The organism is Streptomyces sp. NBC_01296, from assembly GCF_035984415.1.
Classification (GTDB): domain Bacteria; phylum Actinomycetota; class Actinomycetes; order Streptomycetales; family Streptomycetaceae; genus Streptomyces.
The window spans coordinates 4,103,668-4,119,565 of sequence record NZ_CP130720.1 but is presented as its reverse complement, the minus strand read 5'-3'; the positions used below and the strand labels follow the sequence as shown (position 1 = coordinate 4,119,565).

Below are 15,898 nucleotides of genomic sequence, written 5' to 3'. Positions count from 1 at the left end.
AAGAGGAGCGGGGGCGCGGGCCGAAGCGGTCCGGGCCCCTGTAAGGCACGCCCGTAGTCCGAGGGGGACGCGCATGGCCATCGTTGAACTGCGCTTCAGCGCCCAGCCCGAACACGTCCGGACGGCCCGCCTGGTCGCGGCCGCCGTGGCACGGCGGGCCGGCGTGGACGAAGCCGTGCTCGACGAGGTCCGCCTCGCCGTGGGCGAGGCCTGCTCGCGCGCCGTCGGACTGCATCTCAGCAATGGGCTGACCGCGCCCGTCCGGGTGGTCCTGACCGAGGAGGAGAAGCTGTTCTCCATCGAGGTCGGCGACGAGGTGCCCGGACCGCCCGGCGGCCCCACGGGCGCCGTGCCCGGCCTCGACGCCGCCCTGGACCCGGACACCGACACCGAGGACGAGATGGGTCTCGCGGTCATCAGCGGGCTCGTCGACGACGTCGAGGTGACGAGCGGTGAATCGGGCGGAACCATCCGGATGCGCTGGCCGGTGGCCGCCGCGTCCGATCTTCCGTAGCCCGGTCCCAGGACAGTCCCTTCGCGCTGCCGTCCCGCCGCCCTGCGGCTCGCCCGCAGGCGGTGCCGCAGATGGTGTCGCAGTCGGTTCGGAGATTCTTCCGATCTTAATCAAGGCCCTGCTGAGCAGGGCCTTTTTTCATACCCCCACGGCATTTCCTAGATCAATGACGAGGCGTCAATGCCTTTGTCCCATTACTTCTTTCGGGGGGTAATGGAGTGACGCGATCTATTGCTGAGGAGCAAGAGCAGGCCAATTCCGTTTCCCGCGCACTGTTTTGATCGGGGAGAGCTCCCTACAATCCGTCCACATCTTGAGCTCATCACGTCAAGGAGGACGAATGACGGGGCTCTTCACCCCCAACGCGCCGGTCGGAAACTCTGATCTGGCAGCCGCAGTACTCACCGATGACAATCGGCTCATCGTGATGGTGATCGCGGCCGTGGCACTTGCCGCACTCGTCGTCGCGCAGATCCTGGTCCGCCAGGTCCTCGCCGCGGACGAGGGCACCGACAGCATGAAGAAAATCGCCGCAGCCGTCCAGGAAGGCGCCAACGCCTACCTCGGCCGGCAGCTGCGCACCCTCGGGATCTTCGCGGTCGTCGTGTTCTTCCTGCTCTTCCTGCTGCCCGCCGACGACTGGACGCAGAGGGCGGGACGTTCCGCCTTCTTCCTCGTGGGCGCCATCTTCTCGGCGGCCACCGGCTACATCGGCATGCGGCTCGCGGTCCGCGCCAACGTCCGCGTCGCCGCGGCCGCACGCGAGGCCACCCCCGCCGAGGGCGAGCCCGCCAAGGACCTCACCGACGTCGCCCACAAGGCCATGCGGATCGCCTTCCGCACCGGCGGCGTCGTCGGCATGTTCACCGTCGGCCTCGGCCTCTTCGGCGCCTCCTGCGTCGTTCTGGTCTACGCCGCCGACGCCCCCAAGGTCCTGGAGGGCTTCGGCCTCGGCGCCGCCCTGATCGCGATGTTCATGCGCGTGGGCGGCGGCATCTTCACCAAGGCCGCCGACGTCGGCGCCGACCTGGTCGGCAAGGTCGAGCAGGGCATTCCGGAGGACGACCCGCGCAATGCCGCGACCATCGCCGACAACGTGGGCGACAACGTCGGCGACTGCGCCGGTATGGCGGCCGACCTCTTCGAGTCGTACGCCGTCACGCTCGTGGCGGCGCTCATCCTGGGCAAGGCCGCCTTCGGCGACCTGGGCCTGGCCTTCCCGCTGATCGTCCCCGCCATCGGCGTCATCACCGCCATGATCGGCATCTTCGCGGTCTCCCCGCGCCGCGCCGACCGCAGCGGAATGACCGCGATCAACCGCGGCTTCTTCATCTCCGCGGTGATCTCGCTGGTGCTGGTCGCCATCGCCGTCTTCGTGTACCTGCCGGCGAGCTACAAGGACCTGGTCGGCGTCGAGAACGCCTCGATCACCAACCACTCCGGCGACCCGCGCATCCTGGCCCTCGTCGCCGTCGCCATCGGCATCGTGCTCGCGGCCCTGATCCAGCAGCTGACCGGCTACTTCACCGAGACCACCCGCCGTCCCGTCCGGGACATCGGCAAGTCCTCCCTGACCGGCGCGGCCACCGTCATCCTCGCTGGCATCTCCGTGGGCCTCGAGTCCGCCGTCTACACGGCGCTGCTCATCGGCCTCGGCGTGTACGGGGCGTTCCTGCTCGGCGGTACTTCGATCATGCTGGCGCTCTTCGCGGTGGCCCTGGCCGGCACCGGCCTGCTCACCACCGTCGGCGTCATCGTCGCCATGGACACCTTCGGGCCCGTCTCCGACAACGCCCAGGGCATCGCCGAGATGTCCGGCGACGTCGAGGGCGCCGGTGCACAGGTCCTGACCGACCTGGACGCCGTCGGCAACACCACCAAGGCCATCACCAAGGGCATCGCGATCGCCACCGCCGTGCTCGCCGCGGCTGCGCTGTTCGGCTCGTACAACGACGCCATCGCCAATGCGGTCCAGCAGGTCGGCGCCAAGGCCGGGGAGATGAACCTCAGCCTGGACATCGCCCAGCCCAACAACCTGGTCGGCCTGATCCTGGGCGCGGCGGTCGTGTTCCTGTTCTCCGGCCTCGCCATCAACGCCGTCTCCCGCTCCGCGGGCGCCGTCGTCTACGAGGTGCGCCGCCAGTTCCGCGAGCACCCCGGGATCATGGACTACACCGAGACTCCCGAGTACGGGCGCGTCGTGGACATCTGCACCAAGGACGCGCTGCGCGAGCTCGCCACGCCCGGCCTGCTCGCCGTCCTCACCCCGATCGCCGTCGGGTTCTCGCTCGGCGTCGGCGCGCTCGGCTCGTTCCTCGCGGGCGCCATCGGCACCGGCACCCTGATGGCCGTCTTCCTCGCCAACTCCGGTGGCGCGTGGGACAACGCCAAGAAGCTCGTCGAGGACGGCCACCACGGCGGCAAGGGCAGCGAGGCCCACGCCGCGACCGTCATCGGCGACACCGTCGGCGACCCGTTCAAGGACACCGCCGGGCCCGCGATCAACCCACTGCTCAAGGTCATGAACCTGGTGGCGCTGCTGATCGCCCCGGCGGTCGTGCAGTTCAGCTACGGCGCCGACACGAGCGCGACCGTGCGCGCGATCGTCGCCGTCATCGCCATCGCCGTCATCATCGGCGCGGTGTACATCTCCAAGCGCCGCGGCATCGCCGTCGGCGACGAGGGCGACGGCTCGGCGCCCGCCGAGCGGGTGGCCCAGCAGGCCGATCCCGCGGTGGTTTCCTGACCCGACGGGTGATTCGGGGGGCGACCCTCGGAGCAACCGGAGGGCCGAACGGCCCGAGGACTCGAAGATACGCCCGAACGGCGGACAGGCGGCGCGGACTGACGCGCCGTCTGTCCGCCTTTCTGCGTGCCCGGATGACGGGCGTGTATCTTCCGGGCCGAGAGCCTTCGAAGGGACCAATCCGGTGAACAAGAAGTTTGCGGCCGCGGTGTCCGGCAGTGCGGTACTGATGCTCGTGCTGTCCGGATGCGGCGGCGATGAGACGGACAACAAGGCCAACGCCTGGGCCAAGAAGGTTTGCGACAAGTGGCAGCCCGAGCTGAAGAAGATCGAGACCGCCAACACCGACATCAAGCGCGTGGCGACCGAGAGCAGCAAGCCCGACGAGGTGAAGACGACCGACTCGGCGGCGTTCGGGACGATGTCCGAGTCGTACAAGGCGATGGGGACCGCCCTGCAGGGGGCGGGAGTTCCGCCGGTCAAGGACGGCCAGACGACCCAGACAGCGGCCGTCAAGGGCTTCGAGGACACGTCCAAGGGCTACGCCGACCTGAAGACGAAGATGGACAGCCTGGACCCGCAGGACCAGACCAAGTTCGCCGCGGGCCTCAAGGAGGTGGCGGGCGGACTCGAGGCGGCCACCAAGGGCGGCAAGGACGCGCTCAACACGCTCAAGTCCGGCGGCCTGGACAAGGCGATGAACACCCAGAAGGGCTGCCAGGTCGCGGCGCCGTCGCCGTCGGCGAAGTGAGGTAGCCGGCGGCCGCCGTTGCCGACGGACGCAGCGGTACGCAGGCCAGGGCGGCAGTACGCAGGCCAGGGCGGCCGGGTTCCGGGAACCGGGCCGCCCTGCTCCGTACCGGGCAACCGGGCGCGCGGGCAGGCAGTGGCCGGGCAACCGGCCGCGCGGGGCACGCATCTGCGGCGCCAGCCGACACAATGGACCGGTGAGTACCACCAGCCTTCCCTCGCCCGACCGCGCCGCCGAGCTCCGCACGGCCCTGCTCGCCGCCGGTTTCACCGCCGACGGCCTGCTCGACCTGCTCGGTGCCCCCGCCTACGCCGCACTGGCCCGCAGCGAGACGGTCCCTGCCCTGCGCGCCACCCGCGGCCGCGGCGACGGCCCGCTCGCGAGCCTGGTCCGGCTGTTCCTGCTCCAGCAGCCGGAGCCGTACGTGAACGCCGCCGAGGCGCTGCCCGTCGAAGCCGCGCTGGCGGACGGCTGGCTGCGCCGCGAGGGCGACGAGCTGCACGCCACCGTGGACGTGCGCCCGTACGGCGGCCCCGACGGGGAGGACTGGTTCATCGTCTCCGACCTCGGCTGCGCCGTCGGCGGGGCCGGCGGGATCGGCAGCCGCGAGGAGGGCGTGGTCCTCGGCGTCGGCGGTGCCTCCACCACCCTGGCCGGGATCACCGTCCGCACCCCGGTCGCCACCGCCCTCGACCTCGGCACCGGATCGGGCATCCAGGCCCTGCACGCCGCCCAGCACGCCACCCGGGTCACCGCCACCGACGTCAACCCCCGGGCCCTGGAGTTCACCCGGCTGACCCTGGCGCTGTCCGGCGCCCAGGAGGCCGAGCTGCTCGAGGGGTCGCTGTTCGAGCCGGTCGGCGAGGCCACGTACGACCTGATCGTGTCGAACCCGCCGTTCGTGATCTCCCCCGGCGCCCGGCTGACGTACCGCGACGGCGGGATGGGCGGCGACGACCTGTGCCGGACCCTCGTCCAGGAGGCCGGGGCGCACCTCAACCCGGGCGGGTACGCGCAGTTCCTCGGCAACTGGCAGCACGTGGACGGCGAGGACTGGCACGACCGGGTCCGCGCCTGGGTGCCGCGCGGCTGCGACGCGTGGATCGTGCAGCGTGACGTGCAGGACGTCACGCAGTACGCGGAGCTGTGGCTGCGCGACGCGGGCGACCACCGCACCGACCCCGCCGAGTACGCGCGCCGGTACGAGGACTGGCTGGACGAGTTCGAGGCCCGCAAGACCAAGGCCGTCGGCTTCGGCTGGATCACGTTGCGCCGCAGCGACGCGGCGGAGCCGTCGATCGTGGTCGAGGAGTGGCCGCACTCGGTGGAGCAGCCGCTCGGCGACGCCGTGGTGGCCCACTTCGCCCGGCAGGACTACCTGCGGGACCACGACGACGCGGCCCTGCTGGAGGCCCGCTTCGTACTGGCGGAGGAGATCGTCCAGGAGCAGGTCGGCGCGCCCGGCGCGGAGGACCCGGAGCACGTGGTGCTGCGGCAGAACCGCGGGATGCGGCGCGCGACCAAGGTCGACACGGTCGGGGCGGGCTTCGCCGGAGTGTGCGACGGCTCACTCACGGCGGGCCGGATCCTGGACGCGATCGCACACCTGGTGCAGGAGGATCCCGTCGTGCTGCGGGACCGGACTCCGGGGTCCATCCGGATGCTGGTCGAGCAGGGGTTCCTGGAGCCGGCGGACGGCTGACCGGGCCCTCCCGGCGACCCTCCGGCAGCCCTCCCGGCGGCGCTGCAGCGGCCTCGTCGGCGGCGGCCCGGCCGTGGCCGGATCCATGATGTAACCCGGGGTTCGCGCGCCGTTCCCCGTCGGCTGGCAGGCTCCCGCACAGGGGACGGCCAGGGGCCGGCGGGGGCGTTCCGGGGGGATCCGTACGGGACCCCGAAAACGCTCGGAGGGTAAGGGGGGAACGGCATGGAGAGTGGTCCGGCGGTTTTCGCGGCGACCGTGTTCCTGCTGTTCGGGGTGGCTCTGCTGGGCTGGACGGGGGCGCGGGCCATGCGTCGCGCGCCGGTGGCCGAGGGTGTGCGCCCCGCCGTCGCCGTACCGCTGGCGCTGCTCGCCTCCGGGGCGTCCCTGGTGCTCGGCGTCTGGTGCCTCGCGCGGCTCTGACCGCGGGCCCGGTGACCGGCTGATCACCGGCTGATCACCGGCTGATGACCGGCTGATCGCCGCCCCGCCGACCGGCCCCGATCCTCGCCGGAAACAGGACGTCAGGCAGGGTGCGAGGGCGGGGCCAGACGGCCCCCTGGCCACTCGGCCCGGTGATCGCGACGGGTCCGGCGCGGTATCCGGGCGGCAGAAATGGCACTTGTCGGGTTACCGTTCGAGTGGCCGTTGCGGGCTTCTGCCGTTTGACACGGGGGCGGGTTGTACCGTCACACTCCGCAGCGTCGCCGTACCGCGACCGAGTGCCGACCGGAGAGAAGAGCCAAGTTGTCCCCGACTAGCGAGACCGCAAAGGGCGGCCGCCGACTCGTCATCGTCGAGTCCCCTGCCAAGGCGAAGACGATCAAGGGCTACCTCGGCCCCGGATACGTCGTCGAGGCGAGCGTCGGGCACATCCGCGACCTCCCGAGCGGCGCGGCCGAGGTCCCCGACAAGTACACGGGCGAGGTCCGCCGCCTCGGTGTGGACGTCGAGCACGACTTCCAGCCGATCTATGTCGTGAATGCGGACAAGAAGGCGCAGGTCCGAAAGCTCAAGGAGCTGCTGGCCGAGTCCGACGAGCTCTTCCTCGCCACCGATGAGGACCGCGAGGGCGAAGCCATCGCGTGGCACCTGCAGGAAGTCCTCAAGCCCAAGGTCCCCGTCCACCGGATGGTCTTCCACGAGATCACCAAGGACGCGATCCGCGACGCCGTCGCCAACCCGCGCGAGCTGAACCAGCGCATGGTCGACGCCCAGGAGACCCGCCGCATCCTCGACCGCCTCTACGGCTACGAGGTCTCGCCGGTCCTGTGGAAGAAGGTCATGCCGAAGCTGTCGGCGGGCCGCGTCCAGTCGGTGGCCACCCGCCTCGTCGTCGAGCGGGAGCGCGAGCGCATCGCCTTCCGCTCCGCCGAGTACTGGGACCTGACCGGAACCTTCTCCACCGGCCGCGCCGGTGACGCCTCCGACCCGTCGACCCTGACCGCCCGCCTGAACACGGTGGACGGCAAGCGCGTCGCGCAGGGCCGCGACTTCGGTTCCAACGGGCAGCTCAAGAGCGAGGTGCTGCACCTCGACGAGGCGAACGCGCGGGCGCTGGCCGCCGCGCTGGCGGAGACCTCGTTCGCCGTCCGGTCGGTCGAGTCCAAGCCGTACCGCCGCTCCCCGTACGCCCCGTTCCGTACGACGACGCTCCAGCAGGAGGCCTCGCGCAAGCTCGGCTTCGGTGCGAAGGCGACGATGCAGGTCGCGCAGAAGCTGTACGAGAACGGCTTCATCACCTACATGCGTACCGACTCCACGACGCTGTCGGAGACGGCGGTGACGGCGGCCCGGGCGCAGGTCACGCAGCTCTACGGGGCCGACTACCTGCCCGAGAAGCCGCGCGTCTACGCCGGCAAGGTCAAGAACGCGCAGGAGGCGCACGAGGCGATTCGCCCTTCGGGTGATCGTTTCCGCACCCCGGCCGAGACGGGCCTGACCGGTGACCAGTTCCGCCTGTACGAGCTGATCTGGAAGCGGACCGTCGCCTCCCAGATGAAGGACGCGGTCGGCAACTCGGTCACCGTCAAGATCGGCGGCCGCGCGTCGGACGGCCGGGACGCCGAGTTCACCGCGTCCGGCAAGACGATCACCTTCCACGGGTTCATGAAGGCCTACGTCGAAGGCGCGGACGACCCGAACGCCGAGCTCGACGACCGCGAGAAGCGGCTTCCGCAGGTTGCCGAGGGCGACGCGCTGTCGGCCGAGGAGATCACGGCGGACGGCCACTCGACCAAGCCGCCGGCCCGCTACACCGAGGCCTCGCTGGTCAAGGAGCTCGAGGAGCGGGAGATCGGCCGCCCGTCGACGTACGCGTCGATCATCGGCACGATCCTGGACCGCGGGTACGTCTTCAAGAAGGGCACGGCGCTCGTGCCGTCCTTCCTGTCGTTCGCCGTGGTGAACCTGCTGGAGACGCACTTCGGCCGGCTCGTCGACTACGACTTCACGGCCAAGATGGAGGACGACCTCGACCGCATCGCGCGGGGCGAGGCCCAGTCCGTGCCGTGGCTGAAGCGGTTCTACTTCGGCTCCGAGGACGCGTCGGAGGTCGTGCCGGCCGACGGCGACCACCTCGGCGGCCTGAAGGAGCTGGTCACGGACCTCGGCGCGATCGACGCCCGGGAGATCTCCTCCTTCCCGGTCGGCGAGGGCATCGTGCTGCGCGTCGGCCGCTACGGGCCGTACGTCGAGCGCGGCGAGAAGGACGCGGAGGGCCACCAGCGGGCCGACGTGCCGGACGACCTGGCGCCGGACGAGCTGACGATCGGGTACGCGGAGGAGCTGTTCGCGAAGCCGAGCGGCGAGTTCGAGCTGGGCACGGACCCGGTCAGCGGGAACGAGATCGTCGCGAAGGACGGCCGCTACGGGCCGTACGTGACGGAGATCCTGCCCGAGGGCACGCCGAAGACCGGCAAGAACGCGGTGAAGCCGCGGACGGCTTCGCTGTTCAAGTCGATGACCGTGGACACGGTCACGCTGGACGAAGCGCTCAAGCTGATGTCCCTGCCGCGGGTCGTCGGCGCGGACGCGGAGGGCGTGGAGATCACGGCCCAGAACGGCCGCTACGGCCCGTACCTGAAGAAGGGCACGGACTCGCGGTCGCTGGAGACCGAGGACCAGCTGTTCTCGATCACGCTGGACGAGGCCCTCGCGATCTACGCGCAGCCGAAGCAGCGGGGCCGGGCCGCGGCCAAGCCGCCGCTGAAGGAGCTGGGCACGGACCCGGTCAGCGAGAAGCCGGTCGTGGTCAAGGACGGCCGCTTCGGGCCGTACGTGACGGACGGCGAGACGAACGCGACGCTGCGGCGGGACGACGACGTCGAGACGATCACGCCGGAGCGGGGCTACGAGCTGCTCGCGGAGAAGCGGGCGAAGGGCCCGGCGAAGAAGACGGCGAAGAAGGCCCCGGCCAAGAAGGCGCCGGCGAAGAAGGCCACGGCGACGAAGACCGCCGCGGCGAAGAAGACGACGACGGCGAAGAAGACCGCCGCCAAGAAGACGGCGACGGCGAAGAAGACGGTCGCGAAGAAGGCGGCGGCCGCCGCCCCCTCGTCGGACGACTGATCAACCCCCGGGCCCGTGCGGATCGCACGGGCCCGGGGCCTTTGCGCCACAGTGGGTCCGGGGTCACACCGCATGGTTGTCCACAGGCTCCGCAGCTGCCAAGCGCAGCGGATAGGCTGGGCGGATGACGCGAGCCGAGCAGCCAACGGTCGTGACCGCCCCCGCGAACCCCACCTACGACGAAGCCCTCGCCGCGGATTCCCGCGAGCGTGCGGTGCGCGCACTGCTGCGCACCCCCAGGCTGCGCCGGCTGTGGAGCGCCCAGCTGGTGAGCGGCATCGGCGATGCCCTCGCCCTGCTGGTGCTGGTGCTGCTGGCCTTCCAGACGGCGGTCTCCGAGGAGACCTTCGGCGGCGGCTACCAGGGCTGGGCCCTCGCCGTCGCCGCCGTGTTCGGCGTCCGGATCCTCGCCACCCTGCTCTTCGGCGCCGTACTGCTCGGGCCGCTCGCCAAGCTCCTCGCTCCGAAGGAGGCCGGCGGCAAGCTGGACCGCCGCTGGACGATGATCGGCGCCGACGGGATCCGGCTCGGCCTCTTCGTCGTCGCCCCGCTCTGGCTCGACTGGATCCCGGCCCACGCGCTGACCGCGCTGCTGGCCACCGTCTTCGTCTCCGGCGTCGCCGAGCGGCTGTGGGCCCTGGCCAAGGACAGCGCGGCTCCCGCCCTGCTGCCCTCGCCGCCGCCGGAGGGGGCGACCGTACGCCCGCTGCCGGACCACCTCGACGCGCTGCGCCGGCTGAACCTGCGGACGTCCTTCGCCGCGATGCCCGTCGCCGCCGCCGTGCTGCTCGCCGCGACCCTCGTCGGCAAGGCCCTCGGCCTCGGCGTGGACTGGTTCGCCGAGAACCAGGCCGCCCTCGGCTCGTACGTGGCCTCCGGCCTGTTCGCGGCGTCCGTCTCGCTGCTGCTCCCGCTGGTGCTGCCCACGGCGAAGACCCCGCGTCCCCGTTCCCCGCTGGAGGGCCTGCGGGCCCCCAAGGTGGGGGACCGCCCGGAGAAGGGCCGTACGGGGGCCATTCCGCTGCTCGTGCTGGCCTGCGCCGCCGTCGCCGGGGCCGTGTCCAGCGCCGCCGCCGTGGCCGTCCTGCACGCCTTCGACCTGGGCGGCGGCCCCGCCACCTTCGCCCTGCTCGTCCTGGCCCTGCTCGGCGGTACCGCCGCCGGCATCCGCGCCACCCAGGCCGGCAAGATGCTCCCCGCGCTGTCCCGGCGCCGGCTGCTGGCCCTGGCCATCGTGGTGGCCGGGCTCGCGCTGCTGCTGACCGGGCTGGTCCCGGACACGGCGACCGTGCTGTTCCTGTCGCTGCTCGCCGGCACCGCCGCGGGCGTGGCCGCCAACACCGGGCACACCCTGCTGGACCAGGAGACCGAGGAGTTCCGCAGGGCCCGGGTCACCGAGCACCTGCAGGCCGTCGTACGGGTGGCCGTGGGCATCGGCGCCGTCCTCGCCCCGGTCCTGGCCGCGGGGATCGGCCCGCACCGGCTGGCCGGCGGGGACGTCGTCTTCGCGCACGGCGGGGCCGCCTTCACCCTGATGCTGGTCGGCGCCCTGCTGCTGCCCGTCGGCGTGGTGGTGCTCGCCAAGGCCGACGACCGCAGCGGCGTACCGCTGCGCCGCGACCTGCGCGAGGCGCTGCGCGGCGGGGAGCCGGTGCAGGCCGCGTCCGACGCCGGGTTCTTCATCGCCCTGGAGGGCGGCGACGGCGCCGGCAAGTCCACCCAGGTCGAGGCGCTGGCCGACTGGATACGGGGCAAGGGCCACGAGGTCGTCGTGACCCGCGAGCCGGGGGCCACCCCGGTCGGCAAGCGGCTCCGCTCGATCCTGCTCGACGTCTCCTCGGCCGGGCTGTCGAACCGCGCCGAGGCGCTGCTGTACGCCGCCGACCGCGCGGAGCACGTGGACACCGTCGTCCGGCCCGCCCTGGAGCGCGGTGCGGTCGTCATCTCCGACCGCTACATCGACTCCTCGGTGGCCTACCAGGGCGCCGGGCGCGACCTGTCCCCGACCGAGATCGCCCGGATCTCGCGCTGGGCCACCGACGGGCTCGTCCCGAACCTGACCGTGTTGCTCGACGTGTCGCCGGAGGCGGCCCGCGAGCGGTTCACCGAGGCCCCGGACCGGCTGGAGTCGGAGCCGGCCGAGTTCCACCAGCGGGTGCGGGCCGGCTTCCTGACGCTGGCCGCGGCCGACCCCGGGCGCTACCTGGTGGTCGACGCCGGTCAGGACCCGGAGTCCGTGAGCACCGTCGTGCGCCACCGCCTGGACCGGATGCTTCCGCTCTCGGAGGCCGAGGTGGCGGCCCAGGCCGAGGCCCGGCGCAAGGCCGAGGAGGACGCCCGGCGCAGGGCCGAGGAAGAGGCGGCCCGCAAGGCCGAGGCAGAGCGGCTGCGGGCCGAGGAGGAAGCCCGGCTGAAGGCCGAGGCCGAAGCCGCCCGGATCAAGGCCGAGGCCGAGGCCGCCCGCAGGGCGGAGGAGGAGCGGCTGCGCGCCGAGGAGGAGGCCCGCGCCAGGGCCGAGGCCGAGCGGCTGCGCGTGGAGGCCGAGGAGAAGGCCCGCGCTGCGGAGGCGGAGCGGCTGCGCAAGCAGGCGGAGGAAGAGGCCCGGCTGCGTGCCGAGGCCGAGGAGCGGCGGCTGGAGAAGCAGCGGCGTGCCGAGGAGGCCCTGCTCAGGGCCGAGGAGGCGCGCCGGCTGGCGGAGGCCTCGGCGGCCGCGGCGGCTGCCCAGGCCGCGGCGGCGGCTTCGGCCCCTGCCGTGGCTCCGGCTCCTGCGCCTTCGCCCGCCCCGGCTCCGGCTGTTCCTGCCAAGGCTCCCGCCCCCAAGGTGGCGATGACCAAGGAGCCGCTCCCGGACGACGCGGTGACGGTGGAGACCCCGCTGGTCAAGCGGGTCGTCCAGCCGGACGACGTGACCCAGACGGTCCCCGTGCCGAAGATCGACCCGGCGGCGGAGACCTCGGTGCTGCCCGCCGTCCCGGCGGCCGGCGCGACCGACGAGACGGCGGTCCTGCCGCCCGTACGCCCGTCCCGAACGAGCCCGCCGGCCGGTCAGGCTCCGGCCGGCCAGGCCCGCTCCGCCACGCGGCCGACGGCCCGGCGTCCGGAAGAGAGCCCGGCCGACCGGGTGCCGCCGGGCATCTTCCGGGACTCCGGCGACGACGTGACCCGCGAGCTCCCGCTCCTCGGCGACGACGGCGGCCCGAGCGCGCAGAGCCAGCCGGGTCAGCCGGCGCGGCCGAGCCGGCCGCGGTCCGCCTGGGCCGAAGAGACCCCGCTGGACGATCTGCCGACCCTGGCGGACGAGCTGCTGGGCCGGCGCCGGGACGACGAGGACGAAGAGGGCGGTCCGCGCCGCCGCTGACGGGGATTGTCGGTGGCGCACGCCACACTGGGGGCGGGCGCGAGCAGGACGAGCGGCACGGACGGCCAAGGGAAGACGGCCGGTGAAAGGCGGTGGGCGGGATGCCCGTATGGGACGACCTGGTGGGACAGGAGCGGGTGCAGTCGCAGCTGGCCGCCGCCGCCCGTGACGCCGACGCCCTGGTCACCGCCGTCGAGGCCCGGACGCCGCCGCCCGCCGCGTCCAGGATGACCCACGCCTGGCTGTTCACCGGGCCGCCCGGCTCCGGGCGGTCCACCGCCGCCCGGGCCTTCGCGGCCGCCCTGCAGTGCACCAGCCCCGACCGCGCCCTCGGGGGCGAGCCGGGCTGCGGGTTCTGCGACGGCTGCCACACCACCGTGGTCGGTACGCACGCCGATGTGGAGATCGTCCGTACCGATCTGCTGTCCATCGGCGTGAAGGAGACCCGCGAGCTGGTCCGCCGGGCGCAGCTCTCCCCTGCCGTGGGCCGCTGGCAGGTCATCGTCCTCGAGGACGCCGACCGGCTGACCGAGGGGGCGGGCAACGTGCTCCTGAAGGCCGTGGAGGAGCCCGCTCCGCGGACCGTGTGGCTGCTGTGCGCGCCCTCTCTGGAGGATGTGCTGCCCACCATCCGCTCCCGCTGCCGCCACCTGACCCTGCGTACCCCGCCCGTCTCCGCCGTCGCCGATGTGCTGGTCCGGCGCGACGGCATCGATCCCGCCGTCGCCGCCGCCGCGGCGCGCGCGACGCAGGGCCACATCGGCCGGGCCCGCCGGCTCGCGCAGGACGAGGCCGCCCGCGCCCGCCGTGCCGCCGTGCTGAAGCTCCCGCTCCGCATCGACGACGTGGGCGGCTGCCTCAAGGCCGCCCAGGAGCTGGTCGACGCCGCCGCCGAGGACGCCAAGCAGGTCGCGGAGGAGGTCGACACCAAGGAGACCGAGGACCTGAGGGCCGCGCTCGGCGCCGGGGCCGGCACCGGCGGCCGGATGCCGCGCGGCACGGCGGGCGTGATGAAGGAGCTCGAGGACCGGCAGAAGCGCCGCCGCACCCGTACCCAGCGCGACACGCTCGACCTGGCGCTCACCGACCTCACCGGCTTCTACCGGGACGTGCTGGCCCTCCAGCTCGGCTCCTCGCTGGCGATCGCGAACGAGGAGATGCGGCCCGACCTGGACCGGATCGCCCGAGCGTCCGGACCGGAGCGCACCCTGCGCCGGATCGAGGCGATCATCGCCTGCCGCAATGCCCTGGACCGCAACGTGGCCCCGCTCCTCGCGGTCGAGGCGATGACGATGTCGCTGCGCGCGGGCTGAGCCGCCCCGCACCGGGCGGCCGCGCCTTCAACCGCGGTTGACCGTTTCACCCGTATGAGCGATCCGCCGAGGTCGGGCCGGGTACTGCGGGATCAGGGCGGGGCTGCGGCGCGCCCCCGGGTGGCGGGCGGCCGGTCGGCGCGGGCACTCCCGGGCCGGGTCGCCCGGCAGCACGTAGGCTCCGAGGATGGACACCAGTCGCCTGCTGCGTACCACCGGAACCGTGATCGCAGCTGCCGGGCTGCTGCTCTCCGGGTGCACCTCGGCCGGGTCGGGAGGACCGAGCGCCGCCGCGTCCTCGGCCGGGGGCGCTGCCCGGTCGGCAGCCCCGACCGCGGTCCCGGCCGCGCTGCGCTCGTACTACGAGCAGAAGCTGAGCTGGCGGGAGTGCGGTGTCCCCGGGTTCCAGTGCGCCACGATGAAGGCACCGCTGGACTACGCGCACCCCGAGTCCGGCCAGGACGTGGACATCGCCGTGGCCCGCCGCCAGGCCACGGGGCCCGGCAAGCGGCTGGGCTCGCTCGTGGTCAACCCGGGCGGCCCCGGCGGCTCCGGCATCGGCTACCTCCAGTCGTACGCGGGCGTGGGGTACCCGGCCCCCGTCCGCGCCCAGTACGACATGGTGTCCTTCGACCCGCGCGGGGTGGACCGCAGCAGCCCGGTCCAGTGCCTGACCGGGCCGGAGATGGACAAGTTCACGCAGGTGGACCAGACGCCGGACGACGCTGCGGAGCGGGCCGAGCTGGTGGCCGCGTTCAAGGAGTTCGCGGCCGGCTGCCAGACCCGCTCGCAGCGGGTCCTGCCGCACGTCTCCACCGTCGAGGCCGCCCGCGACATGGACGTGCTCCGGGCGGCGCTGGGCGACGAGAAGCTGATGTACGTCGGCGCCTCGTACGGAACCCTGCTCGGGGCGACGTACGCGGACCTCTTCCCCGGCCGGGTCGGCCGGCTCGTCCTGGACGGTGCGATCGATCCCTCCCTTCCGGCGCTCGATCTGAACCGGGACCAGACCGGGGGCTTCGAGACGGCCCTGCGCTCCTTCACCAAGGACTGCGCGAAGCAGCCCGACTGCCCGCTCGGCAAGGGCGGGCCGGAGGCGATGGCGGGGCAGCTCCAGGAGTTCTTCCGCAAGGTCGACGCCCAGCCCGTGCCCAGCGGCGATCCGGACCGCCCGCTGGGCGAGTCCCTCGCCACGACCGGGGTGATCGCGGCGCTGTACGACGAGAGTGCGTGGCCGCAGCTGCGCGAGGCGCTGACGGCGGCGATGAACGGCGACGGGTCCGCTCTGCTCGCCCTCGCCGACAGCTATTACGAGCGGGAGCCGGACGGCAAGTACGCGAACCTGATGTTCGCGAACGCCGCGGTGAACTGCCTCGACCAGCCCCCCGCCTTCACCGGCCCGGAGGCGGTCGACACGGCCGTGCCCTCCTTCCAGAAGGCCTCCCCGGTGTTCGGCGCAGGCCTTGCCTGGGCCTCGCTGAACTGCACGTACTGGCCGGTCAAGGCCACCGGCACGGCCCGCGCCCTGAGCGCGAAGGGCGCCCCGCCGATCGTGGTGGTCGGCACCGTCCGGGACCCGGCGACCCCGTACAAGTGGGCCCAGGCGCTGGCGCAGCAGCTCGACTCGGGCGTCCTGCTCACGTACGACGGCGACGGGCACACGGCGTACGGCCGCGGCAGTTCCTGCATCGACACGGCGATCAACACGTACCTGCTGACGGGAACTCCGCCCAAGGACGGCAAGAAGTGCACCTGACGCCCTGCCTCCCGTCGATCGGCCCGGCCGTCCGGTCCGCCCATGCCCCGGGCGGACCGGACATCACCCATTGATCCCGATATCGGCCAGGCATCCCGCCCCTCCAAAACATGGTTCAGGGCACCCCGTTTCAGCCTGTAGACTTGGCGCCGCTGCTGATGAGAGCTCCTCTTCGAGGAAACACTTGT

Annotated in this window: 9 protein-coding genes; all 9 read left to right on the top strand. The window is 72.7% G+C overall.

From position 1 onward, the window contains the following. The first annotated feature begins 73 nt into the window (after positions 1-73). The 9 genes from OG299_RS18480 (at position 74) to OG299_RS18440 (ending at position 15,710) form a co-directional block, all read left to right on the top strand. Positions 74-514, top strand: coding sequence for an ATP-binding protein (locus OG299_RS18480; protein WP_266626960.1), 441 nt, complete (start codon positions 74-76; stop codon positions 512-514). A 340-nt stretch (positions 515-854) separates the two neighbouring features. Next, a complete protein-coding gene (locus OG299_RS18475; protein ID WP_266626958.1) occupies positions 855-3,260 on the top strand; it encodes a sodium-translocating pyrophosphatase in 2,406 nt (801 codons plus the stop codon). Positions 3,261-3,444: 184 nt separating this feature from the next. Then, the gene (locus OG299_RS18470) at positions 3,445-4,011 is read left to right on the top strand and encodes a small secreted protein (protein ID WP_266626956.1); all 567 of its coding nucleotides are present in this window, start codon (positions 3,445-3,447) and stop codon (positions 4,009-4,011) included. Between the two features lie 196 nt (positions 4,012-4,207). Further along, positions 4,208-5,713, top strand: a complete 1,506-nt coding sequence (locus tag OG299_RS18465) for a DUF7059 domain-containing protein (RefSeq protein ID WP_327362030.1) — start codon at positions 4,208-4,210, stop codon at positions 5,711-5,713. A 225-nt stretch (positions 5,714-5,938) separates the two neighbouring features. Beyond that, entirely contained in the window at positions 5,939-6,136 is a 198-nt protein-coding gene (locus tag OG299_RS18460; protein ID WP_266626952.1) for a hypothetical protein, read from the top strand. Between the two features lie 324 nt (positions 6,137-6,460). Next, positions 6,461-9,283, top strand: coding sequence for a type I DNA topoisomerase (gene topA, locus OG299_RS18455; RefSeq protein WP_327362029.1), 2,823 nt, complete (start codon positions 6,461-6,463; stop codon positions 9,281-9,283). Between the two features lie 124 nt (positions 9,284-9,407). Further along, entirely contained in the window at positions 9,408-12,641 is a 3,234-nt protein-coding gene (tmk, locus tag OG299_RS18450; RefSeq protein ID WP_327362028.1) for a dTMP kinase, read from the top strand. 101 nt (positions 12,642-12,742) lie between these two features. Further along, on the top strand, positions 12,743-13,954 hold the full coding sequence (locus OG299_RS18445; RefSeq protein WP_266626946.1) for a DNA polymerase III subunit delta': 1,212 nt from the start codon (positions 12,743-12,745) through the stop codon (positions 13,952-13,954). Between the two features lie 187 nt (positions 13,955-14,141). Next, a complete protein-coding gene (locus OG299_RS18440; RefSeq protein WP_266626942.1) occupies positions 14,142-15,710 on the top strand; it encodes an alpha/beta hydrolase in 1,569 nt (522 codons plus the stop codon). Positions 15,711-15,898: the final 188 nt, after the last annotated feature.

Excerpts from the sequence above, each read along its gene's own strand:
- OG299_RS18480 (WP_266626960.1), top strand. The coding sequence starts at position 74 with ATGGCCATCGTTGAACTGCGCTTCAGCGCCCAGCCCGAACACGTCCGG.
- OG299_RS18475 (WP_266626958.1), top strand. The coding sequence starts at position 855 with ATGACGGGGCTCTTCACCCCCAACGCGCCGGTCGGAAACTCTGATCTG.
- OG299_RS18460 (WP_266626952.1), top strand. The coding sequence starts at position 5,939 with ATGGAGAGTGGTCCGGCGGTTTTCGCGGCGACCGTGTTCCTGCTGTTC.
- tmk (WP_327362028.1), top strand. The coding sequence starts at position 9,408 with ATGACGCGAGCCGAGCAGCCAACGGTCGTGACCGCCCCCGCGAACCCC.
- OG299_RS18445 (WP_266626946.1), top strand. The coding sequence starts at position 12,743 with ATGCCCGTATGGGACGACCTGGTGGGACAGGAGCGGGTGCAGTCGCAG.
- OG299_RS18440 (WP_266626942.1), top strand. The coding sequence starts at position 14,142 with ATGGACACCAGTCGCCTGCTGCGTACCACCGGAACCGTGATCGCAGCT.